Raw genomic sequence first — 24,484 nt, forward strand, 5'->3', positions numbered from 1 at the left:
ACGGTGCCCGAGGTGAAGCTCCAAGGCGTCCGTGTTAACGCTAACAACGGGCTGAGGCACACCTGAGGGAGTCATCCATGTCAGGTAGTCGTCACCCAGCGCGCCCAGCGCCACCGGCACCGCTCGCACCACCGGCACCGCTCGCACGGCCGACGCCGCAAGGACCGGCCCTCGACCGCCGCGCCCTGCTCCTGGCCGCCGCGGTCGGCGGGCTCGCCACCGCCTGCGGCGCCGCCGAGGGGCAGCCCGCGGGCAAGGTGGCCGTCCTCGGTGACAGCGCGCAGTGGGAGAAGCCGATGGCCGCGGCGGGCACGGCCATGAGGTCGGTGGGGGCGCCGCAGCTGATCCCGCAGGCCATTCCGTTCCTGGAGTCGTTCGAGCAGATCGTGCGGTCCTCGCTGCGGACCAGGAAGACCCCCGACATGCTCAAGTACTGGTCGGGCTACCGCCTCCAGGACCTCGCACGCACCGGCGGCATCGTCGACCTGACCCGCCAGTGGGACGACGCCGTCGCCAAGGGCTGGGTCGACGCCTCCCTGCGCACCGCCTTCACCCACCGGCGGCGCGTCTACGGCCTGCCGATGAACCTCGCGTACTGGGTGTTCTTCCACAACCCCGAGGTCTTCCGCGAACACCGCCTCGAAACCCCCAGGACCTGGGACGACTTCCTCACCGCCTGCGCGCGCCTGAAGAAGGGCGGCATCACCCCGCTGCACGGCACGGCCGGTGACCGCTGGCCCTCCTTCATCTGGTTCCAGGAGATCCTCAGCCGCCAGGACCCCCGCTTCTACGACGACTTGATGAACGGCCGCGAGCGGTACACCGACCCGCGCGCCGAACGAGCCCTGCGCACCATCGTGTCCTTCTTCGACAAGGACTGGTTCACGCCCATGGACATGAACCATCCCGACGCGGCCGCCGCCGTGGTGCACGGCAAGCTCGGCATGGTGCCCTGCGGCACCTGGCTCGGCTCCACCCTCGCTGCCGCGGGTGCCAGGCCCGGCAAGAACCTCGGCGCGTTCGTGCTCCCCATGGCCGACCCCACGGCCCGCCCCGCCGTCATCTTCGAGTCCAGCGCCCTGGTCGCCACCGTCAAGGGACCCGACCACACCGAGGCGCTGCGGGCCACCGCCGCCTGGCTGCACCCCAAGGTCATGACGGCCTTCTCGCACACCCTCCAGGACGGCTGCCCCAACCCCGAGGTCGCCCCGGCCAACCCGGTGATCGGCTCGCTCGCGAGGAAGGTCCGCGGCGACAAGCTGTGGCTGCTCAACCGCTTCTGGGAACAGGGGCCGCCCGAACTCGTCGAGGCCACCGTCGACGACCTCGCGGGTTTCCTCCTGAACCCCTCCTCGTACCGCAGGACGCTGCGCACCATGCAGGACCGTGCCGACGACGCCTGGCAGGTGTGGCGGGAGGCGGAGAAGACATGACCGACATCGTGACGCCCGCGCACGGCGCGCCGGGGTCCGCGCGCCCGCGCCGGAGGGTGCCGGTCCGCAGCCCGCACCAGGCCGCGAGGGCGCGCGGCAAGCGGCTCGGCGGCCCCCTCGCCGCGCTGCCCTGGGCGCTTCCCGCCTTCGCGTTCGTCGGCGTCCTGCTCGTCTACCCGTTCTTCCGCAGCGTCTACGGCAGCTTCTTCGAGGACAACGGCTTCACCAGCAGCTTCACCGGATTCGACAACTACGCGCGTCTCGCCGACGACCCGATCTTCGGCCGTTCGCTGCTCAACACCGTCTTGTGGGTGGCCGGAACGCTGCTCCTGCCCGTCCTCGCCGGGCTCCTCATCGCCGTCGCCACCCACCGGATGCGCTTCGGCGGCGTCGCGCAGCTGATCATCGTGCTGCCGTACGCGATCTCGGGCACCGCCACCGCCGTCGTCTGGTACTTCATGCTGTCGTCGCAGGGCGCGCTCAATCAGGCGCTGCGCGGCGCCGGACTGGACGGCCTCGCGCACTCCTGGCTCCTGGAGTGGCCGCAGAACACCCTCTCGATGATCGTCGCGAGCACCTGGCAGGCGACCGGTCTCAACGTCGTCCTCTTCGCGATCGGCCTGCGCGCCATCCCACGGGAGACGGTCGAGGCCGCCGAGCTGGACGGGGCGAGCGGCTGGCGGATGTTCCGCCACATCACGCTGCCCGGGCTGCGCGCCGTGACCGTCGTGGTGGTCGGCATGGCCATCGTGAACAGCCTCAAGGCGTTCGACATGATCTGGATCCTCACCCAGGGCGGCCCGTCCCGCTCCTCCGAGACCCTCGCGCTGAGCATGTACCGGGAGACGTTCCGGCTCTTCCACGTGGGGTACGGCTCGGCCATCGCCCTGGTCCTCTCGGTGATCGTGGTCGCCTCGTCCTGGCTGTACCTGCGCCGCCAGATGCCCGACACGAACCCGGCGAAGAGCTGAGGAGGGGGAGTCCCATGGGACGCGCGGTACGCAATGTGTTCGCCGCCGGGTGCGTGGTGCTCTGGCTGGTCCCGCTGTACCTCCTCGTCGTCAACGCCCTGACCCCGGTGGCCGACTACACCGGCAAGCCCGACTGGACCTTCCAGGGCTTCGACCTGGTGGAGAACGTCAGGACGGCCTGGCGGGCCGCGGGCATCGGCGACAGCTTCCGCTCCTCGCTCCTGTACGCCGTGGTCTGCGGCCTCGTGGCGGTCCTGGTGGCGTCCATGGCGGCGTTCGCCGTGGTCGTGCTGCCCATCCCCAGGCCCGCGTTCTGGTTCTGGCTGATCTACTCAGGCACGCTCTTCCCGCTGCAGATGTTCCTCGCGCCGCTCTTCGGCCTGTACGCGGACGCCGACCTGTACGACACCAGGCTCGGCCTGATGCTGGTGTACGCGGCGTGGGCGGTACCGTTCGCCTTCTTTCTGATCCGAAATCAGCTGACCACCATGCCACCGGAGTTGACGGAAGCGGCGCTGATCGACGGCGCCTCCTTCCGCCGCATCTTCTGGCGCATCCACGTCCCCCTGATGAGGTCGGGGCTCGGCGCGGCCTTCCTCTTCCAGTTCACGGCCGTCTGGAACGACCTGCTCCTCGGCATCACCCTCAGCCGCAGCCCCGAAATCCAGCCGGTCATGGCCACCCTGGCCACCCTCAACAAGTCCTACTCCTCGACGGGCCCGCCCGTCATCCTGGCCGGCGCACTGATCGTGTCCGTGCCGACCCTCGTCCTCTTCCTGCTCTTCCGCGGCCTGTTCCTGCGCGGCATCACCGCATCCACCCGCTGACCCGACCCACCCCCTTTCCCGGGAGAGATCCGCATGACGACACGGGCTCTGGTCCGCACCACCGACTGGGACAACGACCGGATACGCGACAGCCTGCGCGCCGGCGTGGTCGGCGCGCAGGGGACTCTGCCGGACGGCACCACCTTGCGGCTCACCCAGGAACCCCTCCTGCGCCACACCGACGACGGCGGCACACTCCTCCAGTCGCTGCGGGTCGAGCCCGTCGACGGAGCCGAGGTACCCGGCGGATTGACCGTGCGTACGGAATCCGGTGCCGCCCTGCGCTGCGAACGGGTCGGTGGGCCCGGCCGCTCCGTGCGGCTCCTGCTGCCCGCCGTGGAGAGCGCCACCCGCGTCACGGTCGGCCTCGCGGACGGACGGGACGGCATCGACGTACAGCTGACCCCGCAGCGTCGGTGGACCCTGCACCTGATCCACCACTCCCACCTCGACATCGGCTACACCGACCCGCAGGGCCGGGTCCTCGCCGAGCACCTGTCGTTCCTCGACTCCTGCCTCGAACTGTCCCGCGCCACCGACGGCTGGCCCGAGGAGTCCCGGTTCCGGTGGTGCGTCGAGTCGTTGTGGTCGTTCCGGCAGTGGGCGAGGGCCCGGCCGGCGGAACAGGTCGAGGAGTTCGTGCGCCGGGTCGGGGAGGGACGCATCGAACTGACCGCGCTGCCGTTCAACCTGCACACCGAGACCTGCTCCACGGACGAGCTGCACGAACTCCTGCGCCCGGCCCGTGCCGTGAGCGAAGAGCATGGCGTCCACTTCACCTCGGCCATGCAGACCGACGTGCCCGGCGCCGTCGTCGGCCTCGTCGACGCCCTCGCCGCGGCGGGCGTCAAGTACCTCTCCGTCGCCCACAACTGGGCCGGGCGCTCCGTGCCCCACCTGGTCGGCGGCGGGAACCTGCCCCGCCTCTTCCGGTGGCGCGCACCCAGCGGCAACAGCGTTCTGGTGTGGGTCACCGACACCCCGCACGGCCTCGCCTACATGGAGGGCCCCCTCCTGGGCTTCGACACGGGCTACGCGGACGTCGACGACCTGCTGCCCGCCTACCTGACCTCCCTGGCCACCCACCCCTACCCCTACCGCGGCGGCATCTTCGGCTGGGCCATGGACCACACCGAGATCAAACGCGAGCCCTACCCCTGGGACGTCCTGCACCTGCGCGTCCAGGGCAAGTTCGGCGACAACGCGCCGCCCCGCCGCGTCATCGCCGACACCGTCCGCCGCTGGAACGACACCTGGGCCTTCCCCCGGCTGCGGCTCTCCCGCAACGAGGACTTCTTCACCGACGCCGAGGCCAGGCTCGGCCACGAGATCCGCACCTTCGAGGGGGACTGGACCGACTGGTGGGTCGACGGGGTCGGGTCGGGGGCGCTCCCGCTGTCCCTGGCCCGGACCGCCCAGTCAGTGGTCGCCGACGCCCAGACCATCGGCACGTTCGCCGCCCTCCTCGACGCCACGGGGGCCGAGGACGACAGCAGGGACGCCGCCGGGGTCTACGAGGCGGTGTCGCTCTTCGACGAGCACACCTGGGGCGCCGGCGACCCATGGACCCACGGGGACGAGGGCGGCCACTCGGGAGAGCACCAGTGGCACTGGAAGTACGGGCAGGCGATGCGCGCCCACGACGACAGCAACGCGCTGCTCGCCCGCGCGAGCGCCCGCCTCGGACAGCGGCTCGCCGCCTCGCCGGACGCCGCGGCGACGTACCACGTCGTCAATACCTGCTCGTGGCCGCGCACCGACGTCGTCGGCGTCTTCCTGCCCGAGAGCACCGTGCCGCTGGAGCGGCCCGTGACCGTTCACGACGCGCGCGACGGGCGCCGGCTGGCCTGCGAGGAGAGGCCGCAGACCAATGACGACCACCGCGACGCCGGCCGGTTCCTGCTCGTCCGCGTCGACGACGTGCCGGCCGCCGGATCGGTGCGCCTCGACATCCGTCTCGCGGCCGCCGAGACGTCCCGGGACCCGGACGGCACGACGGTGCGGGCCGCCACCGGATGGAACCCGACCGGCGGCACCGAACGCGAGGACCCCGCCGAGTCCGCCGCCGAGGCGCTGGCCCACCCCGAGCCGGCCTTCCTGGAGAACGAGCACCTCGCCGTCCGCGTCGACCTCGCGCACGCCTGCGTCGCGTCGGTCATCGACAAGCGGACCGGCCGCGAACTCGTCCGCCCGGACGCCGTCGTCGGCTTCAACGGCTATGTCCACGACAGCTACACCACCGCGGGCGCCTTCAACCACAACTCCAGCCGCACCACGGCGTCGGACCGCCTCGAACAACTCGGCGTCCGAGCCGTCGCCCCGCCCGCCGCACTCATCGCCCGCCGCTCGACGGCCGTCGCCGAGTCCGTCACCTACGAGACCCGTCCGGCCGGAGCCAACCGGCTGCGCACCACGCTCACCCTCCGGCACGGCGTGCCCCGCCTCGACATCGAGAACCGCCTCGACAAGGACGGGGGACTCGGCAAGGAGAGCGCCTACTTCGCCTTCCCCTTCGCCTTCGACGCACCGGTCGTCCGGATGGAGGCCTCGGGCGGCGCCACCGGCAGCGGACTGCCGGTGGTACCGGGCTCCGCCCCGCACATGCGCGCGGTGCGCCGCTGGGTGACCCTGGCCGACGACGACCTGGCGGTGGCCTGGTCCACGCAGGACGCGCCGCTCGTGCAGTTCGGCAACATCGCCCTGCCCTACGCGCCGTTCCCCAGGACGATGGACCACGACGAGCCCGCCACCGTCTTCTCCTGGATCCACAACAACCTCTGGGACACCAACTTCCCCAGTGCGCAGGGCTTCGAGCTCACCTTCCGGTACAGCCTGGCCAGCGGCTCAGGCGCGGCCGGACTCGGACCGGCGACGGCCGCGGCCTGGAGCCGTCCGATGCGCGCCGTCCGGGCCAGAGGAGTCTCGGACGCCGCGCCGGACCACCATTGCTTCGCCGATCTGGACGACCCACGGGTGCGCCTCGTCGGTGCGACCACCCCGCGGCCCGGACACGTCCTGCTGCGCCTGCAGTCGTTCGCGGAGCAGCCGGTGACCTGCCGGGTCCGCGCCCGCTTCCCGGTGGCCGCCGCCCATCGCGCGGACTTCCTCGGCACCGCGATCGACGAACTGCCGTGCACCGGCGGCGAGGTGGCGCTGGACGTGCCCGCGCTCGGCACGACCGCCGTGCTCTTCACGCGCCCGGACGCGGTGGCCGAAGGGCCTGCAGGTGCTTCCGGTGGTTTTCCGGTACGTCCGTGAAAGCCGCCCCGAGCGTTGTTCCCGTACGTCCGCGCGAAGGAGAACGTGTGTACCGGCTCGACCCGCGCTACGCCCCCGCGCACGGGGCCGTCCTCGCCACGGGCTGGCAGGGCGTCGCCGCGCAACTGCCCCCGGGCCCCGCCACCGTCGCCGTGGACGGCCCGCCGACGGTCGACTGGGACGGCCTCGCCGCCCGGCTGACCGAGGAACTGTCCGAACGCGGCACCACCGTGCGCACCCTCGACCTGCGCGCCCACCACGCCCCGCCCGACACCGTGCGACGCCGCACCGAATCCGCCGAGGACGCCCAGGACCCGTACTACGCCAAGCTCGCCGACACCCCGCTCCGCGACCTCTTCGACGACCTGCCGCGGCCGGAGCGGCCCCAGGACCGCGAGCTGCTGCTCGTCCACGGCCCCGGCGCATGCCTCGTCCCGCACGACGTGCTCTGGTACGCCGACCTGCCCAAGCGCCACGCCGAGGCGGCCGTCGCCGCGGGAACCGGCCGCAACCTCGGACTCCCGGGAGCGAAAGGGACGTTGAGGCGGCTCTTCTACATCGACTGGCCCGTTCTCGACCGCCACCGCGACGCCCTCGCGCCCCGCCTCGACGCCTGGCTCGACGTCCAGGACCGTGACCGGCCCACCTGCATCGACGGCGCCGGGCTGCGCGCCACCCTCGCGCACCTCGCGCACCACCCCGTACGGACCAGGCCCTACTTCAACGCCACGCCCTGGGGCGGCCATTGGGGACAGCAGCGGCTCGGCTTCGGTGCCGAGGCCCGCAACACCGCCCTCGGATACGAACTCATCGCCCCCGAGTCCGGTCTCCTCATCGGCACCCACCCCGGCCAACAGTGCGAAGTGCCCTTCCAGTTGCTGTGCTCCCTCCACCCGGGGGCGGTGCTCGGCACCCAGGTCGCCGACCGCTTCGGCACCTCCTTCCCGATCCGCTTCGACTACCTCGACACCGCGGGCGGCGGCAACCTCTCCGTGCACTGCCACCCCAAGGCGCCGTACATGAGGGAGCGGTTCGGCTGGTCCTACACCCAGCACGAGACCTACTACGTGACGCTGGGCGGCCCGCGGGCCCGCGTCTTCCTCGGCCTGCGCGAGGACGCCGACCTCGACCTCTTCCGCAAGGAGGTAGAGGAGGCCGCGCACGACGGGGTCCCCATGGACCCCGAGGACCACGTGCTGACCTTCCCCGCCGAACAGGGCCGCCTCTTCATGATCCCCGCGGGCACCCCGCACGCCAGTGGCGCCGGGAACGTCGTCCTGGAGATCAGCGCGACCCCCTACCTCTACTCCCTCCGCTTCTACGACTGGCTGCGCCCCGACGCCGACGGACGCCTCCGCCAACTCCCCTACGAACACGGCCTCGCCAACCTGGAATCCGGACGTCGCGGCGCCGCCGTCGCACGGGACCTGGTCCAGGAACCACGCACCCTGCGCGCGGGGCCCGGCTGGCGCGAGGAACTCCTCGGCGCCCTGGACGAGATGTTCTACGAAGTGCGGCGCCACGCCCTGGACGAGGGCGCCGTGGCCGACGACGACACGGCGGGCCGCTTCCACGTACTGAACGTCGTGGAGGGCGAGGGCGTCATGGTGCGCACGGCGGCGGGGGAACGGCATACGCTCTACCGGGCCGAGACGCTGACGGTGCCCGCCGCGGTCGGCCCCTACGAGCTGGCAGCGCTCGGCGAGACCCCGGTCAAGGTCGTCAAGGCACTGGTCCGCCCCGAGCACCCCGAAGCGGACGCATGAGGCCGCCACACCCGATGCCCGTCCTCGAACTCGGCGGCAGCCACGTGACCGCGGCCCTCGCCCACCCCGCCACCGCGACCGTGACCCGGCACGTGCGGCGGCCGGTCCACCCCCGGGGCACCGCCGAACACGTCCTCGGCGCACTCGTGCGCTGCGCCGGAGAACTGGACGCCCCGGCCGGACAGGTGTGGGGCGTCGCCGTCCCCGGCCCCTTCGACTACGAGAAGGGCGTCGCCCGCTTCGAGGGCGTCGGCAAGTTCGACGACCTGTACGGCATCGACGTACGCGCGGTGCTCCTCGACGGCGTGTGGCCGCGCCCCGCGGAAGCCGTCTTCCTCAACGACGCGCACGCCTTCCTCCTCGGCGAGTGGCGGGCGGGCGCCGCGCACGGGCACGAGCGGAGTGTGGGCATCACCCTCGGCACAGGCGTCGGTTCGGCCTTCCTCCTGGCAGGCGACGTACAGCACCGAGGCCCCGGCGTACCGCCACAGGGCCGCATCGACCTCGTCGAGGCGGACGGCAGACCCCTGGAGGAGACGGTGTCCCGACGGGCGATCCTCGCGCGCTACGGCGGCAAGGACACGACCGCGGACCTGGATGTGAGCGACATCGCGGACCGGGCGCGGGCGGGGGAGCGGCACGCGCGGCACGTCCTGGAGGAGGCCTTCACGATCCTCGGCGCCGTTCTCGGCCCGCACCTGCGCGCCTTCGACGCGAGCGTCCTCGTCGTCGGCGGCGCCATGGCCGCCTCCTGGGACCTGCTCCGCCCCGCGCTGCGCGCCGGGCTGGGGGATACTCCCGTCACGCTGCGCCCCGCGCGCCTCGGCGGGAACGCGGCGCTCGTCGGCGCGGCGGCGCACGCGGCAGCCGCGCCCTGAGTGGGGGCCGACGCGGGGCGCCGAACGGAACGGAAGGACATCCGCACCATGCCCGGACCGCACGACCCGAGCAGCGGTCGGCCACCGCGCGAGCCCAAAAGCGGTCCGCCGACCCTGCGGGACGTCGCCGAACGCGCCGGGGTCAGTGCGATGACGGCGTCCCGAGTGCTGCGCGACGATCCGCAGGTGCTGCCCGCCACCCGCGAGCGGGTCAGGGCCGCCGCCGCCGCGCTCGGCTACCGCCCCAACGAGGTGGCCCGCAGCCTCCGGCTCGGCCGCGGCACCGGCCTCGTCGGGCTCGTCGTCACCAACCTCGCCAACCCCTTCTACTCACGTCTCGCCCTCGGCGTCGACTCCGTGGTCACCCGGCACGGCCTGAAGACGGTCATCGGCAACACCGGACAGGACCTCGACGCCGAACAGGAGCTGGTCGCCGACCTGCTGGCCCGCCGGGTCGACGGCGTCATCGCCGTCCCGGCAGGCGCCGACCAGCGCCATCTCGCCGCGGCGGCGGCCGGCGGCGTCCCTGTGGTCCTCGCCAGCCGCCCGCCCGACGGCTTCGCCGCCGACTGCGTCCTGGTCGACGACTTCGGCGGGGCCCGCGACGCCACGGCCCGCCTCCTGGCGCGCGGCCACCGCCGCATCGGCTTCCTCGGCTCACCGCCCGCCGTCTACACCGGCACGCAGAGACTCCGCGGATACGCGGCGGCCCTCGCCGCGGCCGGGCTCGCCGTCGACCCGGGCCTCGTACGCCAGGGCCAGACGGAACCGCAGGAGGCCACCCGCGCCGCGGCCGAACTCCTCGCGTCGCCCGACCCGCCGACCGCGCTGTTCTGCTCCAACAACCGCAACACGATAGGGGCGTTCCGCGCGCTGCGGGCCGAGGGCCGTGCGGGCGGCGCGGGCGGCACGGGTGTCGCCCTCGCGGGCTTCGACGACTTCGAGCTGGCCGACGCGCTCGGCCTGGCCCTCACGCTCGTCGCGTACGACAGCGACGAGGTCGGCCGCGCGGCGGGCCGCCTCCTCGTGGACCGTCTGCGCGCCCGAGGAACCGAAGCGGGGGAGGAGGCCGCCGCGCAGGCGCCCGCCCGCCGGATCGTCGTGCCGACCAGCCTGGTGGAGTACGGGGCGTGAAGTCCGGCCCCTCGCTCGGAACCGGCCCGGCTCTCCGTACGTTGGGGAGTTCGGGGGTGCGCCGAGCGCTTCCGGACGAGCAGCGCAGGACGGGGGTCGGCATGCCGCGGCAGAGCCGTTCCGCGCGCCTGGCCGCATCCGCGCTCTCCCTCGTCGTCACGGTGCTCGCCCTCTTCGTCCCCTCCGCGGCGGCGTACGGCGCACCGGCCGGCGCGCCGCCCACCCGGCACGCCGTGGCGGCGCACGCCGGGCGCCCGACCGGGCCCCACGACACCCCGGCCCTCCACATCGCCGTCACGCACCGGCCGGACGCGCACATCCCCGGTCCGCAGCCGCCCGGTCCCGGGCCGACGGCCCTCGACTCGGCGCCGCACCGTGCGCGCGGCTGGGCGGACGCACGTCCCGCCACCGACCTCGCGCCGCCGCAGCGGCCCCGCGCGACGGCCGCTCCGCGCGGGCCGCCCCACCGATGAGCAAGCAGACCGTTCCCGACGCCTGACCCGTCGCACACGCATGCCGCACGGGGCCCGGCGCACGCCGTGTGCGCGAGCCCTTATGGGGTGAGCCTCGCTCGCGCTCACACCGTGCGTGCCCGCCGTATGCGCGCTGCCCGGTCACGCGTTCTTCCGTCCTGCCCTCATCGCGGAGAACCCATGTCACGCGCACCCCTGTGGCGGGCGGTCGTCGCACTCGCGGCCGTCGCCCTGTCCCTCTACATCGCTCTCACCCAATCCGCCCGCCTCGGCCTCGACCTGCGAGGCGGCACCCAAATCGTCCTGGAGACCAAGGACTCGCCCACCGTCGAGGCGGACGCCGCGTCCACCGACCGCGCCCTGGAGGTCCTGCGACAGCGCGTCGACGCCCTCGGCGTCTCCGAACCGGGCATCGCACGCTCCGGCGAGAAGCGCATCATCGTCGAACTGCCCGGCGTGCAGGACCCGCGCAAAGCGGCCGAAGTCATCGGGCGCACCGCCCAGCTGACGATCCACCCGGTGACCGGGGAAACGGCGGAGAAGGGCGGCACGCGGCCCGCCGCCGACGGATCACGGACCCTGCCCGACCCCGACCGCCCAGGCAACCACCTCGAACTCGGCCCCACCGCGCTGACCGGCGACGGCGTCAAGGACGCCGAGGCGATGCTCGACCAGCAGTCCCTCGCCGGCTGGACCGTCTCCCTCGACTTCCGCAAGGCGGCCGGGCACACCTGGGCGACGCTCACCGGCGACGCGGCCTGCGCGCCCCAGGGCGCACCCGAACGACGCGTCGCCATCACCCTCGACGACAAGATCATCTCCGCGCCCGGCGTCAACCCTGGCGTGGCGTGCAAGACCGGTATCACCGGCGGTTCCACCCAGATCACCGGGGACTTCGACCGGACCGAGGCCCGCGACCTCGCCGCGCTCGTCAAGGGCGGCGCGCTGCCGGTGCCCGTCGACGTCGTCGAGCAGCGCACGGTCGGCCCGACGCTCGGCGCCGAGGCCATCGAGGCGAGCAGCCGGGCGGCGGTGATCGGCGTCGTCCTGACCGCGCTGTTCCTCACCGTCGTCTACCGGCTCATGGGCGCACTCGCCGCGCTCGCCCTCGCGCTCTACGGCCTCCTCTCGTACGCCGCTCTGGTGGCGCTCGGCGCGACGCTCACCCTGCCGGGACTCGCCGGCTTCGTCCTGGCCATCGGCATGGCCGTCGACGCCAACGTGCTCGTCTTCGAACGGGCGCGGGAGGAGTACCTCGCCGTACGCTCGAAGGACCTGGCCAAACCGGTCCGCACCGGCTTCACCAAGGCGTGGAGCGCGGTCATCGACTCGAACGTGACGACGCTGCTCGCCGCCGGGCTGCTCTTCCTCTTCGCCACAGGACCGGTCAAGGGCTTCGGCGTCACCCTCTGCATCGGTGTTCTCGCGTCGATGGTCACCGCGCTGATCATCACCCGCGTGCTCGCCGACTTCGCCGTCGGCCGCAGCTTCGTGCGCAGGCGTCCGGCGCTGACGGGCCTCGCCTCGGCGGGCCGCGTCCGCACCTGGCTGGCCCGCCGCGATCCGCGGCCCGTCCGCCACCGGCGCCGGTGGCTCGGCGTCAGCGGCCTCCTGGTCGCCGTCGCCGTCGCGGGCATCGCGCTGCGGGGGCTGGAATTCGGCGTCGAGTTCACCGGTGGCCGCCTCGTCGAGTACAGCACCAGCAGGTCCGTCGACGCCGACACGGCACGTGGCGCCGTGTCCGACGCGGGCTTTCCGCGCGCGGTCGTGCAGGAGTCGGGGGACGGCGACATCTCCGTACGCACGGAACGGCTCACCGACGATGAACAGCAGCGCGTCAAGGAGGCTCTGGCGCAGCGGGGCGGCACCGTCACCGTCGAACGCGACGAACTGATCGGACCGAGCCTCGGCAGCGAGCTGCGCCAGAAGGCGCTCATCGCCCTCGGTATCGCCGTCGCCGCCCAGCTGATCTATCTGAGCGCGCGATTCCGCTGGACGCTCGCGGCGGCGGCCGTGTCGGCGATGGTCCACGACGTACTGCTCGTGGTGGGCCTCTTCGCCTGGCTCGGCAAGCCCGTCGACAGCGTCTTCCTCGCCGCGCTGCTCACCGTGATCGGCTACTCGGTCAACGACACGGTGGTCGTCTTCGACCGGATGCGGGAGGCGCGCCGCCGCCATCCGCGCGGCGATCTCGCGGGCACCGCCAACCGGGCGGTGGTGCAGACGCTGCCGCGTACGGTCAACACGGGAATGGGCGCCCTGTTCATCCTCACCGCCCTCGCGGTGCTCGGCGGGGACTCGCTCGCGGACTTCTCGCTCGCGCTGATCGCGGGCGTCCTCGTCGGCACGGCCTCGACCGTCTTCACCGCCGTCCCCCTCGCCGTCGCGCTCGAACAACGCCACCCCGTGACGCCACCGGCCCCGCGCCCGGGCCGGTCCGACGACTCCGACGACGAACCGGGCGCATACAGCCCGTTGGAGGCGCGCAGGAGGAAGGAGCGAGGCACGGGAGCGGTTGTCTGAACCGCTTTCCGAGGCAGGACGCGGGCCTCGGTCCCGCTCGGTCCCGGAGCGGGACCGAGCGGGCGTGTGCCTGCGGGCGGGCGCCTGAGCGGGCAGGTCGCTGTGCGGCCCGATCATGGCCTGGTCACAGACCGGATAGCGGCCGGATCAGAGGCCGAACTCCTGCGGGGAGACGCCGAGCGCCGCACACGCCTCCCGCAGGACCTGCTCCTCGGCCGGAGCGATGTACCCGTCCGCTCCGGCGACGACGAAGCCGGTCTGCACGACGGCCTTGGCCTCCGTCTGCTTCTTCGCCGCCTTGGCGATCTCCTGCATGGCCTGGGTCTTGCCCTGCTGGAAGTTGGCCGTCAGCTGGTCGACGTGCTTGTTGAACCGCTGCTGCAGCTGCTCGGGCGGGAAGTTCCGCAGGACGTCGTTCTGCAGGATCAGCGACTCCACATGCTGCCGCTCGGCCGGGTCGACCGACCCGTCGGCGGCCGCGACCAGCGCGCACATGGCCATGCTCGCGTCCCGGTAGGCACCGCTCTTGAGCTCGGTCTTGAGGGAGGCGAGCTGGGTCTTGAGCACGCCCACGAGCTGCGCCTTCGAGCCACCGCCGGACCCGGACCCCGACCGTCCGTGGCCGCCGCCCCGAGCCCCCTGCGACTGCTGCTGCAGACCCTTGGCCTGGTCCTTGATCCGGTCCCACATCGCCATCCGTGCCACCTCGACTACCCGTTCGTCCATGCCCGCGCGTTCTGCGCGTCGTTCTGCCAACGCCCTCCCGCCCCACGGAGTTCCGGAGTCAGAACTTGCGCCAGCGCGCGTTCGCCCAGGAGAAGAGGCCGAACGCGCCGAGGCCGACGGCGATCAGCACGAGCAGCCACGGTCCGCCGGCCGTGTCGGCGAAGGAACGCAGAGTGTTGTCCATGCCCTTGGCCTCACCCGGTTTGTGCCGCAGCGCCGCGGTGACGGCGAAGACGCCGGCGGCGGCGAACACCACGCCCCGCGTCGCGCCGCCGGTGGTCCCGAGGATGTCGACGCCCCGGCGGACCCGCCGGGACATCTCGGACATGCGCAGTCGGCGGTGGAACTTGCGCAGGAGCGCGCGCCCGGCGATCCAGAGTCCCGCCACGATCACCCCGGCGCCCGCGGCGGCGACGATCCACTGCCCGCCGGGCCAGTCCAGCACCTTCGCCGTCGCGTCCTGGGTGTTCCGGTCGCTCGCACCGCTGCCGCTGCCCTCGTCGCCAGAGGCGTAGGCGAGGACGGAGTACGACACGAAGCCGTAGAAGAGGCAGCGCGCACCGGCCAGGGCCCGCTTTCCTGCGGTGTCGCCGTCGGGGCCCGCCTGGCCGAAGAAGACTTCCGAGAGCCGCCACAGGGCCATGCCCGCCAGCGCGCAGCCGAGCAGCCACAGGAGTACGTTCCCGAACGGCCGGTCCGCGAGCTCCGCCATGGCTCCGCCGCGGTCGGCCTGCCGGCCGCCCCCGCCGTCGGCGAAGGCGATCCGCAGGGCGAGCGCGCCGACCAGCAGGTATATGACGCCGCGCCCGACGAATCCGGCGCGCGCCGCGGCGGCGACGCCCCGGCCCTTGGCCGCACGCCGCGCCTTGAGCTTTCCGCGGCCGGCGGTCGAGGGGAGACGCGGGGAGGGGAGGCGCATGGATGGGAGATGCATAGCTGCCGGATGCCCCGCGCGCTCCTTCTCATGCGGGCTTGCCGGACGCCCCGCATACGGTGCGGGGGTGTGTGGGCGTGGGGTCGGGCATAGGGCGTGGGGTGTGGTGGCGTGTGGTGGTGGTCGCGCGGTCGGGTCAGCGGTACCCGCTGCGCGCGCCGGTCCGTACGCAGGGGACGGGCGGGGAGGCCGGGATGGTGAAGGCCCGGTCCAGCGCGGTGATGCGCAGCAGGCGCCAGTTGCGCGCGCTGCCGGGGACGAGCCACAAGGTGCCCTGGTGGTGGGCCACTTGTCGCCGGATCCGGACCAGCAGCCGCAGGCCGCCGGCGTCCATGAAGGTCACCTCCCGCAGGTCCGTGACGACCCGCGGGCCGGCCCGGTCGAGGAGTGCTGTGACACGGGGGGCGAGCTCCTGGTCGGCCCAGGCGTCCAGTTCGCCCCAAAACGCAAGGACATCAGTGCCGTTCACCACGCGGTGACGCAGGCCGAAGGTGAAGTCGGCGGTGCCCGTTTCCCAGTGAAGCAGTGTCCCTCTCCCTTCACGGAGAGTAATCAGCGGAGTGGTGGCACGCCGTGCGATGACCGGCGCCGGACGCCACCGAAGTCCTGGACGGCACCGAGGTCACGTCTCCATCGTTCCCGCTCAGAGTCCGTTTGTATCCTCGTAGGCCGGTCGGATTGTCACGACACCGCAACTGTTCCAACGTCAACTGGATGACTACTTAGAGTAGTTGTGTGTCCGAGTCGACTCGTGAGGGTGCGCGTCACCCAGGGCTTCGTCCGCTGAGAGTGCCGGGCCCCGCCAACTCCCGTACCAATCCCGGGAGATGAGCGAAAGAGCCCCCTGCTATGGTGCGCCGATGTCAACGATCAAGCAGTTCCAGGTCACCTTCGACTGTGCGGACCCAGAGCGCGTCGCCCGCTTCTGGTGCGAGGTGCTCGGGTACGTCGTACCGGAGCCGCCGGAGGGATTCGCCACGTGGGACGAGTTCATCCGCTCGCAGCCGCTTGAGCGCCAGGGCGCGTCGTTCGTGTGCAGTGACCCCTCGGGTGTCGGCCCGCGGCTGTACTTCCAGCGCGTTCCCGAGGGCAAGGTCGTGAAGAACCGGGTGCATCTCGACGTGCGGGTCGGTACCGGGCTCGTGGGGGCGGAGCGGCTTGCCGCGCTCGAGGCCGAGTGCGCACGGCTGGTCGCGCTCGGCGCGGTACACGTGCAGACGCTGTATGCCGACGAGGAGAACGAGTCGTGCATACCGATGCAGGACATTGAGGGCAACGAGTTCTGTCTCGACTGATTTCGTCCCACGGTTCCGGCGCGGCCCGAGCTCTGTCATTCAGCGGCTCGCTCCGGAAGCCCGGGCCGGCGTCCCGGCTCAGGAGAGCAGTGGCATCGCGACCGCCACCAGCGCGAGCAGGCCCACGTACGCCCAGGCGTGGACGCGGTCGGGGATGCGCGGCGGGCGTCGGCGGAGCGCCGCGATGACCGGCAAGGCGCCCAGGAGCAGCGCCGCGGCGGCGTGGAGGTCGAGCAGGCCGACCAAGTGCACGTGCGCGTCCGCGGCTGTAGGGACCGCCGCCACGCCGAGCGAGACCGCGGTGGCCGGGAGCGCGATGGCGAGGGTGAGGGGGTTGGCCAGCGAGGTCGCCACCCGCATCGTGTGCCCGGCCCGCCGCATCGCGGGCACGGTCATGACGCTGCCGCCCACGCCGAGGAAGGCGGCGACCACGCCGATCGGCGCGCCGAGGGCGGGCGACAGCGGACGCGGAGCAGTAGGGGCCGGTTCGGTCCGCGCCCCCGCCTGCGGACGTAGGAAGCCCGGGCGCAGGAGCAGGTCGACGATGGTCAGGACGACGTAACCGACGAACGCCCAGCGGGCCAGACCGGCCGGGGCGATGCGGGCGGCGAACGCGCCGGCCGCGGCACCGGCGGCAAGCAGTGCGAGGAGCCTGCCGCTGCCGCGGAGCGCGACGAGCACGCGCCGCGGGGTCACGGCCGTCGCGAACCCCGAGTTCACCACCATCACCAGGGCCGAGGTCGCCGTCGCCACCCGCATCGCGTCCGCGCCGAGCACGGCGTCCGCCCCCACCACGACCGGCACGGCGACGAACCCGCCACCGAAACCGAACAGCACCGTCGTCACTCCGGTGAGGAGCCCGACCCCGACCAACATCACGAAGTCCATGGCCCCACCCCACCAGCCGCGCCGCCCCACCCGCATGCGATGGTCGGCACGGTTCTTTCGCGTCTCGGCCACTACGGTGGAGGGGTGAAGAACATCCCGCTGGCCGAGGTCGACCACGTCGACCGGGCCGTCCTGCCCATCGGCACCGACTACCCGCCCGGCCACGTCCTTGACTGGCACGAACACCGGCGCGCCCAGTTCCTCTACGGCGCCACCGGCGTCATGGCCGTCGACACCGCCGAAGGCGCCTGGACCGTGCCGCCCGAGCGCGCCGTCCTGATCCCGCCCGCCACCCGCCACCGGGTCCGCATGCTGGGAGTGAGCACCCGGAGCCTGTACATCGAACCGGACGCGGTCCCCTGGTGGCCCGCCACCTGCACGGTCGTGGACGTCCCCCCGCTCCTGCGCGAACTGCTTCTGGCCGCCGTCGAGTTCGATGCCGAGTACAGCCTCTCCGGGCGCGCCGGGAACATCGCCGCGCTCCTCCTGTACGAGATCGCCGAACGCGCCCCGCTCCCCTTCCACGTAGGAATCCCCGCCTCCGCCGACCTCGCACGGCTCTGCCGCGCCTACCTGGCAGCCCCCGACCCCGACGCCACCAATGCCGCCTGGGCCGAAAGTACGGCGATGAGTGAGCGGGCCTTCACCCGCCGCTTCCGCGCCGAAACGGGCGAAAGCCCCGCCGTCTGGCGGGGCCGCGCGCGCCTGCTCGCGGCCGTCCCCCTGCTGCGCACCGCCTCGGTCAGCGAAGTCGGCAGCCGGATCGGCTACTCCTCTCCCGCGGCGTTCACCGCCGCCTTCACCCGCGCCTTCGGCATGCCCCCGTCCCGCTTCGCCGCGAGCCGCCGGGGCGTCAGCCCCTGATCTCCTCCCGCTCCACGGGGAGCCACAGCTCGGAGTCCGCCCCGGACTTGTCCGCCGACAGGCGCGTCCGCAGGATCTCGGGGCCGGGGCGGCTGCGGTACGGGTTGGAGGGGAACCACTCGGTGAACACGTCCCGCCACAGGTGCTGAACGGCTTCCGGTACCGGGCCCGAGGCCGAGAAGACCGCCCACGACCCGGCGGGGACGGACAGCGTCGCCGCACCCTCCGGTGCCGCCGCGGAAGTGATCACGCCTTGGTAGTAGTCGAGTTCCGTGCCTTCGGCGCGGCCCGGGTCCAGGTCGTCGCAGACGGCGAGGACGCCCTTCGGCTCCTGGTCCGACAGCTTCTCCAGACGCTCCATCTCCTCCGGCGGGATTCCCCGGACGAAATCGATGATCGCCCGGTTCGGCCCCGCGTGCACCAGCGGTACCCGGGCCTTGGGCCCGACGACGGTGAACGCCTGCTTGTCCACCACGCGGTAGCGCATGTCGGTGCTCCCTTCGACGGTGAGCCGGAACGTCATCCGCGACTGGGAGCTGACCGTGGCTCCGGTGCGCCGGGCCTCGCCGGGCCCGATGCCGTGCATGGCACGGAACGCCCTGGCGAACGCCTCACCCGAGCCGTACCCGTGGCGGACCGCGATCTCGAGGAGCGTGTCCCGCCCCTTCAGCACCTCGGCACCCGCGAGGGTCAGTCGCCGGCGCCGGATGTACTCCGAGAGCGGCATGCCCGCGAGCGCCGAGAACATCCGGCGCAGGTGATAGTCCGAAGTGGCCGCGATACGGGCCGCCTCCGCCACGTCGACGGACTGGCCGAGGTGGCCCTCGACGTACTCCATGGCCTGGTTGAGCCGCTCCAGCACGCCCGGCCTCCTTCCTCTCCTGCGAGTACCACGCTAGGCAACGCTAGGCAACGCGTACGGTGGCGGACCCGACACCCGCTGCCTGATCTTGTCGGGTGGCCGTCAGCGCGTGAGCTCCGGGGGCAGTTCCACCCGGCGTCGAGGGTGCCGGTCGTCGAGGGCCGCCCTGCCGTCGGTGACACGCAGCCCGGCCGCCGCACAGGCGTAGGCGAGCGTGCGCGCGGTGTACGGGACGTAGGAGCCGCTTTGCCAGAAGCGGAAGTGCCAGTGCGCAGGCCGGTCCGTCTCGTCGGGGGAGAGGCCGACCTCTTCGTGGTCCACGAGTTCGCCGTCCCTGGCCAGCGTGCCGTGGGTGCCGCCCTTGGGGTTGAAGTACAGCGCGTAGACGCTGGTTCCCGGCGATATCGCGCGCAGCACGGCGTCATCGCTCGGCATGTACCCGTCCTGGGTGATGACGCAGCCGCCGGGGCTGCCGGGCAGCGCGGTCACCGACACGTAGCGCAGAGAATCATCGGGGGCCTCCTCCTCCCGGTCCTCCTCGTCGAACGAGCCGTCCTCCGGGGTGACCTCCGGGCAGTGCGCGGGGTCCGCGCCCAGCCGCCGGATGACCTCGTCCTCGCCGAGGTCGCGGACGAAGGCGATGCCGAGCCCCTCGGTCCACGGTTCCTCCGCGCCGAAGGCCTCGACGAGGGTGTCCGCGGCACGGAAGGCCGCCAGTTCGTCGGCCGGCAGTGCCACCGCCCCCGGCAGCTCCGCGACGACCGGGGCGAGCGGCGTCGTCAGCAGCAGTCGGCCCGGTGACCAGGGGCCGGTCTGCGGGGACCACACGTCCGCCCCGGCCCCGATGAGCGCGCGGACGCTGCCCTCGTCGCCCTGGCAGGCGGCGTGCCACAGCGCGGTGTGCTCCTCGTCGTCCGGTGCGTCGACACGTGTGACATGCGGGAGCAGCGCGGCCACCGCCTCCGCGCCGCCCCGCTCCGCGGCCAGGTGCAGGGGCGTGGCACCCGACCAGATGTCGGCGTCGGCCGGTGCGCCGCCGTCGAGCCGGGCCCGGATCAGGGCCGCGTCGCCCCAGTCCTCGTAGCGCATGCCCTCCCAGTCGGCCCGCGGTACATAGCGCAGGCGTTCCTCTTCCTGCTCGCGCAGCATCCTGCGCTCGTACGCGGACAGCGGCCGGGCGAGGAATTCGGGGGGCCCGCCCGCCTGGACGTCGAGGATGGCCGCGAAGCCCGTGCCCGTCTCCTGGGAGGGCAGGCCGGGCCAGACCTCCAGGGCGCGGGCGGCCGCGGCGCGCAGAGCGTCGGCGTCGACCGGCGTGCGGGTCTCGGGGATCTCCTCGTCCGGCCACTCGACGACCAGCAGCGTCTCGCCAGGGGGCGGCAGTTCCGGCAGGTGCAGGTCGACGTCCCTCCTGTACAGCGAACGGCGGGCGTCGCCCGAACCGGGATCCAGCGGGATCAGACCGGTCGCCTTCCCCAGACCCGTCATGGCGGCGTACATCTGCGCGGGCCCGAGCACCCACTCCTCGGGCGCGTCGAGCGAGGTCACCCGCCTGCCGTCGCCCAGCAGGAGCCCCACCCGGAGCCCCGACTGCCGGCCCCCCTGCCGGCCCTGCCAGTGGACCGGCCGGTGCACGGAGAGATGCAGCGTGACCGAGTCCGGCCACACGGACCAGCCGGTCACCAGCACCTTGGCGGCAGGACCACCACCGGCCACGGCGAGCTGCGGCACCAACGCGGGCGAGAACCAGTCGACCGGTGGCCGCTCCCGTGACGTCCGCTCCTCCCAAGGGCCGAGCCTGGCCACCTCGTCACGCGGCCCGGCCGGTTCCTCGGGCGCGGCCAAGTCATCGAAGAATCCCATGCGTTCATGCTGCCAGCCGGGTCTGACAACGGATCACCAGAGTCGGGCGCCCCGCCGGGCGAGGTAGCGGTAGGGATTGACGTCCGAGCCGTAGTGGCGCTTGGCCCTTATCTCCAGATGCAGGTGGGGCCCGGTGGCGCGGCCGGTGGCGCCGCTGCTGCCGAGCCGCGCGCCGGTGCCGACGCGGGAGCCCTGGCGCACCCGGATACTGGAGAGGTGCGCGTACACCGCGTAGTGCCCGTCCGGCATCCGCACGGTGACGGCCTTGCCGTACGCCCCGGCCCAGCCGGCCAGCACCACGACCCCGCCGCCCACCGCGTACACGGCGGTGCCGCGGGGGACCGCGAGGTCGACCCCGGGGTGGTGGCCCGCGAGCCAACTGCCGCGGACGCCGTAGCGGGTGGAGACCCGGAAGCGGCGGCGCAGCGGCGGCTGGAGCCGGCGGGCGGGGCCGTCCGGGGCGAGCCCGCGGGCGTCGTCCTCGGGAACTTCCGCGTCGGCCCGCGCGAGCACTTCCTCGAACTCGGCGTCGTAGGCGACCTCGCAGGAGTCGTCGGGCTCCTGGTCGGCCCAGGGCGAGTCCGCCCCCACGGTGAGGGCGCCGCCCGTCAGCAGCACCGCGGCCATGCCCAGTGCGTCACGTCGTGTGGTGCCCGCTCGGAGCGGGCGTTCTATGTCGTAACCCATCTACGAAAGGAGATCGTCAGGAACGGCAGGACGCACGCCGACTGCGCCATCCGGCGGACGCGAGGCCGCGCCACCGGGGGAAGCGGGCCTCTTCGGGGTTTACCGGGTACTCCGCTCCGTGGCCGTCGTCACCTCGTCGAGGACGTCGGGCAACTGCCCCGCGAAGAACCCCACGCCGCCCCGATCGCGGATCGGGGCGAGCGAGTTCACCGGTTCACCAGAAGCCCCGCGCGGCTCCAAAGACAGGCTCTCAGTGTCGGCTCCGAACTCCGCCCGGCGGGCGCGCCGGGCGGGAGATGCGGATACGGTGCTGACGTGCTGATCGAGAGGGAGGGGCCCATGCCTGGAACCGTGCTGCTCGTCGCGGCCGCCCCCGTGGGCAGGGGACGTCTGGTGGACGCGGCGTCCGTGCTCCCGGTGCTTGCGGCGGTGTCACCGCAGACGCTCGCGGGAACACCGACCGCGAGCGTAGTGGAGCTGGCCGACCCCCTGGACCCGCAGGCGGTCCTCACCCGGCTGCGGGCGGCGGCCATGGCGCCGGGGCCCCTGACGGTCTACCTCATCGGGCAGGTCCATCTCGACCGCCGCCAGCGGCAGTTGCACGTCGCGCTCGCCAGGACCACGACGGCGACAGTGCGCTACACCGGATTTCCCTGGCACTGGATCACACAGGAGCTGCGGCTGCGCCCGGCGGGCAGCACCGCCGTCCTCGTCGACCTGCACACCGACCCCGAGAGCTGGCAGGCCCTCACGGAGCACCCGCTCGACGCGGGCCCCGGCGTCGCCCTCTACGGCCGGATCGCTCCGCCGGCCCGGCGTCGCACGCCCGCGTCGCCCTCGTACATGAAGGCCGTCGCGACCATCCTCCGCAGTGGCCACCGTCCTCCCCTGCCCGAGCTGCACCAGTACGCCGTCGCTCAGGGACTCGGCGAGGACGCGCAGGATCTGCTGGCGGCCCGCGACCCGGGCGCACCACCGCCCATGCCACCCGCCCCGGCCGCGGCCCCCGCTGCGCCCCGCCCGCAGGCCGACGCCGGCATGGATCCGCACGCCGCGATCACCGCGGCCGTCGAGGCCGGGCGGCACGGCGAGGCGTCGGCCCTGGCCGCCTCGTGGGAGCAGAGCGCGCTGCGCATGCACGGACCGGGCTCGAAGGAGGTCATCCACTGGATGGAAGTGCGGGCCGATCTGGCGAAGTTCGCCGGTGACCCGGCGCGCAGCTGCGAGACCTGGCTCGCGGTGGCCTCGGCCCGCCTCACGGCGGGACAGGCCCCCGACTCGACAGAGGTGGAAGCCGCGGCGGACCGCGCCCATCACCTGTGGGACCGCGTACGCGATCCCGAGGCGGTCCGTGCGCTGGGGCCCGCCCTGATCGACCTGCGCCGCCGGGTGCCAGGCCGCCGGAGCGGCACCCTGCTGCTCGCGCAGCGGCGGCTGGAGCAGTTCCACACGCAGCAGGTCGGCTGACTCCGCGGACGGCCAGCGTAAGCGCTGCTCAGAGCGCCGTGCCGAAGGCCTGTGTCCACCACGGGCCGCCGGAGCCGTTGTGGATGCCCACGCCCATCTCCTTGAAGTCGCAGTTGAGGATGTTGGCGCGGTGGCCGGGGCTCTTCATCCACGAGTCCATCACCGAAGCCGGACTCTGCTGCCCGCGGGCGATGTTCTCGCCGTACGTGCTCCAGCGGTAGCCGGCCGCGGTGATGCGGTCACCGGGGTCCGTGCCGTCCGGGCTGGTGTGGTCGAAGTAGTCGCGGGCCGCCATGTCGGCGGAGTGCTTGGCGGCCGCGGTGGCGAGCTTGCCGTTGGACCGGACGGGGCCGCAACCCGCCTTGGCGCGCTCGGAGTTGACCAGCGCGACGACCTGCCCGGCGGCGCCGCTCGGCTTCGACGGCACGGGATCGGGCGACTTGGGGGTGGTTTTCGGCTTCGGCTCTGGCTTCGGCTTGGCCGTGCTGTGGCTCGGGGAGGGCTTGGCCCTCTTCTTCGACTTGCTGGGCGAGGGCTTGGGGCTGTGCGAGGCGGAGCGGGTGGGGGAGGGGGAGGCGCTCTTCGAGGCCGAGGGGAGGGTGGGAGGGGCCGGGGCCGCGGCGGTGGACGGCGCGCTGTCGTCCCCTTCCGGGCCGGTGAGGAGATGTACCGCGCCGCCGCCGATGCCGAGCGCGAGGACCGCGGCGGCCACTCCCGTCGTACGACGCCGGCGCCTGGCGCGGTCATGGCGGGCCTGCGCCCGCGCGGAGAGCGGTGCCCCCGCGCCATGGCCGGACCCGTGCCCGGACGCCGGAGTGGCCGAGCCGACCTCGACGAGGTCGGGCGGCACGACGAGCCCTGCGAGCGCGGCGCCCACCGGGACGAACCCGAGGCCCACAAGGAGGCGTTCGGCGGGGACGAGATTGGACCAGTGGCCCTCGCAGGCCGCGCAGTCGCGGGCATGGCGGGCCAGCCGCTTGCGCCACAGGGCCGACGGCACACCGTCCCAGCCGGCCGTGATCTGCTGGAGGACCGGACACGGCGGGTTGGCCGACAGGGCGCGGACGACGACGCGAGCCGTCTCCAACTGCGCCTTCATCCGCTGCACCCGCACCGCCGTGTGCTGGGTGGAGAGCTCAAGGGCCTCGGCGACCTCCGGCCGCGTGAGCTCCCCGGCGGACTCCAGCCACCAGAGCGACAGCAGCGCCCGGTCGTCCTCGTCCAGCCACCGGGTGGCCTCGGCGGTCTCCCGGCGCTGCCCCGAGAGTCCGAGCCGGGTGATCGTCAGGTCCACGAAGTCCGCACCCGGGTCCGCCACGTCGTACCCGTCCGCGGGACCGGCGCCGGTGGGTATCGCGGACGAGGCGCGCTCCCGCCAGTGCCCGCGTATCTCGTTCATGGTGATGGCCACCAGCCAGCTGCGGAAGTTCTCAGGACCGCGCAGCCCGACCAGTCCGCCGAGGACGCGGAGCATGGTCTCCTGCACCACGTCGTCCACGTCCGCGTGGCCGCTCAGGGCCCGCCCGACGATGTTGTAGACCAGCGGCAGATACTCCGCCACCAGCGCGTCCTGCGCCTGCTGATCTCCGTCCTGTGCCGCTCTGATCATCGCGATCCGACGTTCGCTGCTCACGC

At 73.0% G+C, this 24,484-nt stretch carries 20 protein-coding genes; 12 read left to right on the forward strand and 8 right to left on the reverse strand.

Annotated elements, in window-relative coordinates; genetic code table 11:
• The first annotated feature begins 77 nt into the window (after positions 1-77).
• The 9 genes from AC07DI_RS31950 to secD all read left to right on the forward strand — a co-directional run bounded on the left by AC07DI_RS31950 (position 78) and on the right by secD (position 13,263).
• A complete protein-coding gene (locus tag AC07DI_RS31950; protein WP_478907885.1) occupies positions 78-1,433 on the forward strand; it encodes an ABC transporter substrate-binding protein in 1,356 nt (451 codons plus the stop codon).
• The gene (locus tag AC07DI_RS31955; protein ID WP_478907887.1) at positions 1,430-2,404 is read left to right on the forward strand and encodes a carbohydrate ABC transporter permease; all 975 of its coding nucleotides are present in this window, start codon (positions 1,430-1,432) and stop codon (positions 2,402-2,404) included. Before AC07DI_RS31950 ends, AC07DI_RS31955 begins: the two co-directional genes overlap by 4 nt.
• A gap of 14 nt (positions 2,405-2,418) precedes the next feature.
• Complete coding sequence (locus AC07DI_RS31960) at positions 2,419-3,231, forward strand: carbohydrate ABC transporter permease (RefSeq protein ID WP_478907889.1); 813 nt, start codon at positions 2,419-2,421, stop codon at positions 3,229-3,231.
• A 33-nt stretch (positions 3,232-3,264) separates the two neighbouring features.
• Positions 3,265-6,489, forward strand: coding sequence for a glycoside hydrolase family 38 N-terminal domain-containing protein (locus AC07DI_RS31965; protein WP_478907891.1), 3,225 nt, complete (start codon positions 3,265-3,267; stop codon positions 6,487-6,489).
• 47 nt (positions 6,490-6,536) lie between these two features.
• Positions 6,537-8,255 (forward strand): class I mannose-6-phosphate isomerase, encoded by a 1,719-nt coding sequence (locus tag AC07DI_RS31970; protein ID WP_478907893.1) that lies wholly within the window; start codon positions 6,537-6,539, stop codon positions 8,253-8,255.
• Entirely contained in the window at positions 8,252-9,133 is an 882-nt protein-coding gene (locus tag AC07DI_RS31975; protein ID WP_478907895.1) for an ROK family protein, read from the forward strand. Before AC07DI_RS31970 ends, AC07DI_RS31975 begins: the two co-directional genes overlap by 4 nt.
• A 48-nt stretch (positions 9,134-9,181) precedes the next feature.
• Positions 9,182-10,267: a LacI family DNA-binding transcriptional regulator gene (locus tag AC07DI_RS31980; protein WP_478907896.1), complete on the forward strand. Its 1,086-nt coding sequence runs from the start codon at positions 9,182-9,184 to the stop codon at positions 10,265-10,267.
• A gap of 56 nt (positions 10,268-10,323) precedes the next feature.
• Positions 10,324-10,740, forward strand: coding sequence for a hypothetical protein (locus AC07DI_RS31985; protein WP_478907898.1), 417 nt, complete (start codon positions 10,324-10,326; stop codon positions 10,738-10,740).
• 180 nt (positions 10,741-10,920) lie between these two features.
• Positions 10,921-13,263 carry a protein translocase subunit SecD gene (gene secD, locus AC07DI_RS31990; protein ID WP_478907900.1) on the forward strand — a complete coding sequence of 781 codons (2,343 nt, stop codon included), beginning with the start codon at positions 10,921-10,923 and terminating at the stop codon, positions 13,261-13,263.
• A gap of 147 nt (positions 13,264-13,410) precedes the next feature.
• On the opposite strand, the gene AC07DI_RS31995 is transcribed toward secD, so the two are convergent.
• From AC07DI_RS31995 to AC07DI_RS32005, 3 genes are all read right to left on the reverse strand, one after another.
• Positions 13,411-13,959, reverse strand: coding sequence for a tellurite resistance TerB family protein (locus AC07DI_RS31995; RefSeq protein ID WP_384258900.1), 549 nt, complete (start codon positions 13,957-13,959; stop codon positions 13,411-13,413).
• A gap of 88 nt (positions 13,960-14,047) precedes the next feature.
• Positions 14,048-14,908 carry a DUF1206 domain-containing protein gene (locus tag AC07DI_RS32000; protein ID WP_384258857.1) on the reverse strand — a complete coding sequence of 287 codons (861 nt, stop codon included), beginning with the start codon at positions 14,906-14,908 and terminating at the stop codon, positions 14,048-14,050.
• A 151-nt stretch (positions 14,909-15,059) separates the two neighbouring features.
• Positions 15,060-15,395 carry an STAS domain-containing protein gene (locus AC07DI_RS32005; RefSeq protein ID WP_478907903.1) on the reverse strand — a complete coding sequence of 112 codons (336 nt, stop codon included), beginning with the start codon at positions 15,393-15,395 and terminating at the stop codon, positions 15,060-15,062.
• A 388-nt stretch (positions 15,396-15,783) separates the two neighbouring features.
• Here AC07DI_RS32005 and AC07DI_RS32010 point away from each other — a divergent pair, with 388 nt between their 5' ends.
• The gene (locus tag AC07DI_RS32010) at positions 15,784-16,218 is read left to right on the forward strand and encodes a VOC family protein (protein WP_478907905.1); all 435 of its coding nucleotides are present in this window, start codon (positions 15,784-15,786) and stop codon (positions 16,216-16,218) included.
• A 78-nt stretch (positions 16,219-16,296) separates the two neighbouring features.
• Here AC07DI_RS32010 and AC07DI_RS32015 read toward each other — a convergent pair whose 3' ends face one another.
• Positions 16,297-17,106, reverse strand: a complete 810-nt coding sequence (locus AC07DI_RS32015; protein WP_478907907.1) for a TSUP family transporter — start codon at positions 17,104-17,106, stop codon at positions 16,297-16,299.
• Positions 17,107-17,190: 84 nt separating this feature from the next.
• Between AC07DI_RS32015 and AC07DI_RS32020 the strand changes: the two genes are divergently transcribed.
• Positions 17,191-17,970 carry an AraC family transcriptional regulator gene (locus AC07DI_RS32020; RefSeq protein ID WP_478907909.1) on the forward strand — a complete coding sequence of 260 codons (780 nt, stop codon included), beginning with the start codon at positions 17,191-17,193 and terminating at the stop codon, positions 17,968-17,970.
• On the opposite strand, the gene AC07DI_RS32025 is transcribed toward AC07DI_RS32020, so the two are convergent.
• The 3 genes from AC07DI_RS32025 to AC07DI_RS32035 all read right to left on the reverse strand — a co-directional run bounded on the left by AC07DI_RS32025 (position 17,960) and on the right by AC07DI_RS32035 (position 21,382).
• The gene (locus AC07DI_RS32025) at positions 17,960-18,832 is read right to left on the reverse strand and encodes an AraC family transcriptional regulator (RefSeq protein ID WP_478907911.1); all 873 of its coding nucleotides are present in this window, start codon (positions 18,830-18,832) and stop codon (positions 17,960-17,962) included. The two genes, AC07DI_RS32020 and AC07DI_RS32025, sit on opposite strands and share 11 nt — an antisense overlap.
• Positions 18,833-18,934: 102 nt before the next feature.
• Entirely contained in the window at positions 18,935-20,695 is a 1,761-nt protein-coding gene (locus AC07DI_RS32030; RefSeq protein ID WP_478907913.1) for an ankyrin repeat domain-containing protein, read from the reverse strand.
• A gap of 33 nt (positions 20,696-20,728) precedes the next feature.
• Positions 20,729-21,382 (reverse strand): M23 family metallopeptidase, encoded by a 654-nt coding sequence (locus tag AC07DI_RS32035; RefSeq protein WP_478907915.1) that lies wholly within the window; start codon positions 21,380-21,382, stop codon positions 20,729-20,731.
• A gap of 339 nt (positions 21,383-21,721) precedes the next feature.
• Between AC07DI_RS32035 and AC07DI_RS32040 the strand changes: the two genes are divergently transcribed.
• Positions 21,722-22,849, forward strand: a complete 1,128-nt coding sequence (locus tag AC07DI_RS32040) for a hypothetical protein (RefSeq protein WP_478907917.1) — start codon at positions 21,722-21,724, stop codon at positions 22,847-22,849.
• A gap of 28 nt (positions 22,850-22,877) precedes the next feature.
• Here the strand turns inward: AC07DI_RS32040 and AC07DI_RS32045 are convergent, their stop codons facing one another.
• Entirely contained in the window at positions 22,878-24,482 is a 1,605-nt protein-coding gene (locus AC07DI_RS32045) for a sigma-70 family RNA polymerase sigma factor (protein ID WP_478907919.1), read from the reverse strand.
• Between the last annotated feature and the right edge of the window lie 2 nt (positions 24,483-24,484).

The sequence above is a fragment of the Streptomyces sp. NPDC044106 genome (genome assembly GCF_056433985.1).

Coding starts and splice junctions, on each gene's coding strand:
- AC07DI_RS31950 (WP_478907885.1), top strand. CDS start 78: ATGTCAGGTAGTCGTCACCCAGCGCGCCCAGCGCCACCGGCACCGCTC.
- AC07DI_RS31955 (WP_478907887.1), top strand. CDS start 1,430: ATGACCGACATCGTGACGCCCGCGCACGGCGCGCCGGGGTCCGCGCGC.
- AC07DI_RS31960 (WP_478907889.1), top strand. CDS start 2,419: ATGGGACGCGCGGTACGCAATGTGTTCGCCGCCGGGTGCGTGGTGCTC.
- AC07DI_RS31965 (WP_478907891.1), top strand. CDS start 3,265: ATGACGACACGGGCTCTGGTCCGCACCACCGACTGGGACAACGACCGG.
- AC07DI_RS31975 (WP_478907895.1), top strand. CDS start 8,252: ATGAGGCCGCCACACCCGATGCCCGTCCTCGAACTCGGCGGCAGCCAC.
- AC07DI_RS31980 (WP_478907896.1), top strand. CDS start 9,182: ATGCCCGGACCGCACGACCCGAGCAGCGGTCGGCCACCGCGCGAGCCC.
- secD (WP_478907900.1), top strand. CDS start 10,921: ATGTCACGCGCACCCCTGTGGCGGGCGGTCGTCGCACTCGCGGCCGTC.
- AC07DI_RS31995 (WP_384258900.1), bottom strand. CDS start 13,959: ATGGCGATGTGGGACCGGATCAAGGACCAGGCCAAGGGTCTGCAGCAG.
- AC07DI_RS32000 (WP_384258857.1), bottom strand. CDS start 14,908: ATGCGCCTCCCCTCCCCGCGTCTCCCCTCGACCGCCGGCCGCGGAAAG.
- AC07DI_RS32010 (WP_478907905.1), top strand. CDS start 15,784: ATGTCAACGATCAAGCAGTTCCAGGTCACCTTCGACTGTGCGGACCCA.
- AC07DI_RS32015 (WP_478907907.1), bottom strand. CDS start 17,106: ATGGACTTCGTGATGTTGGTCGGGGTCGGGCTCCTCACCGGAGTGACG.
- AC07DI_RS32030 (WP_478907913.1), bottom strand. CDS start 20,695: ATGGGATTCTTCGATGACTTGGCCGCGCCCGAGGAACCGGCCGGGCCG.
- AC07DI_RS32035 (WP_478907915.1), bottom strand. CDS start 21,382: ATGGGTTACGACATAGAACGCCCGCTCCGAGCGGGCACCACACGACGT.
- AC07DI_RS32040 (WP_478907917.1), top strand. CDS start 21,722: ATGCCTGGAACCGTGCTGCTCGTCGCGGCCGCCCCCGTGGGCAGGGGA.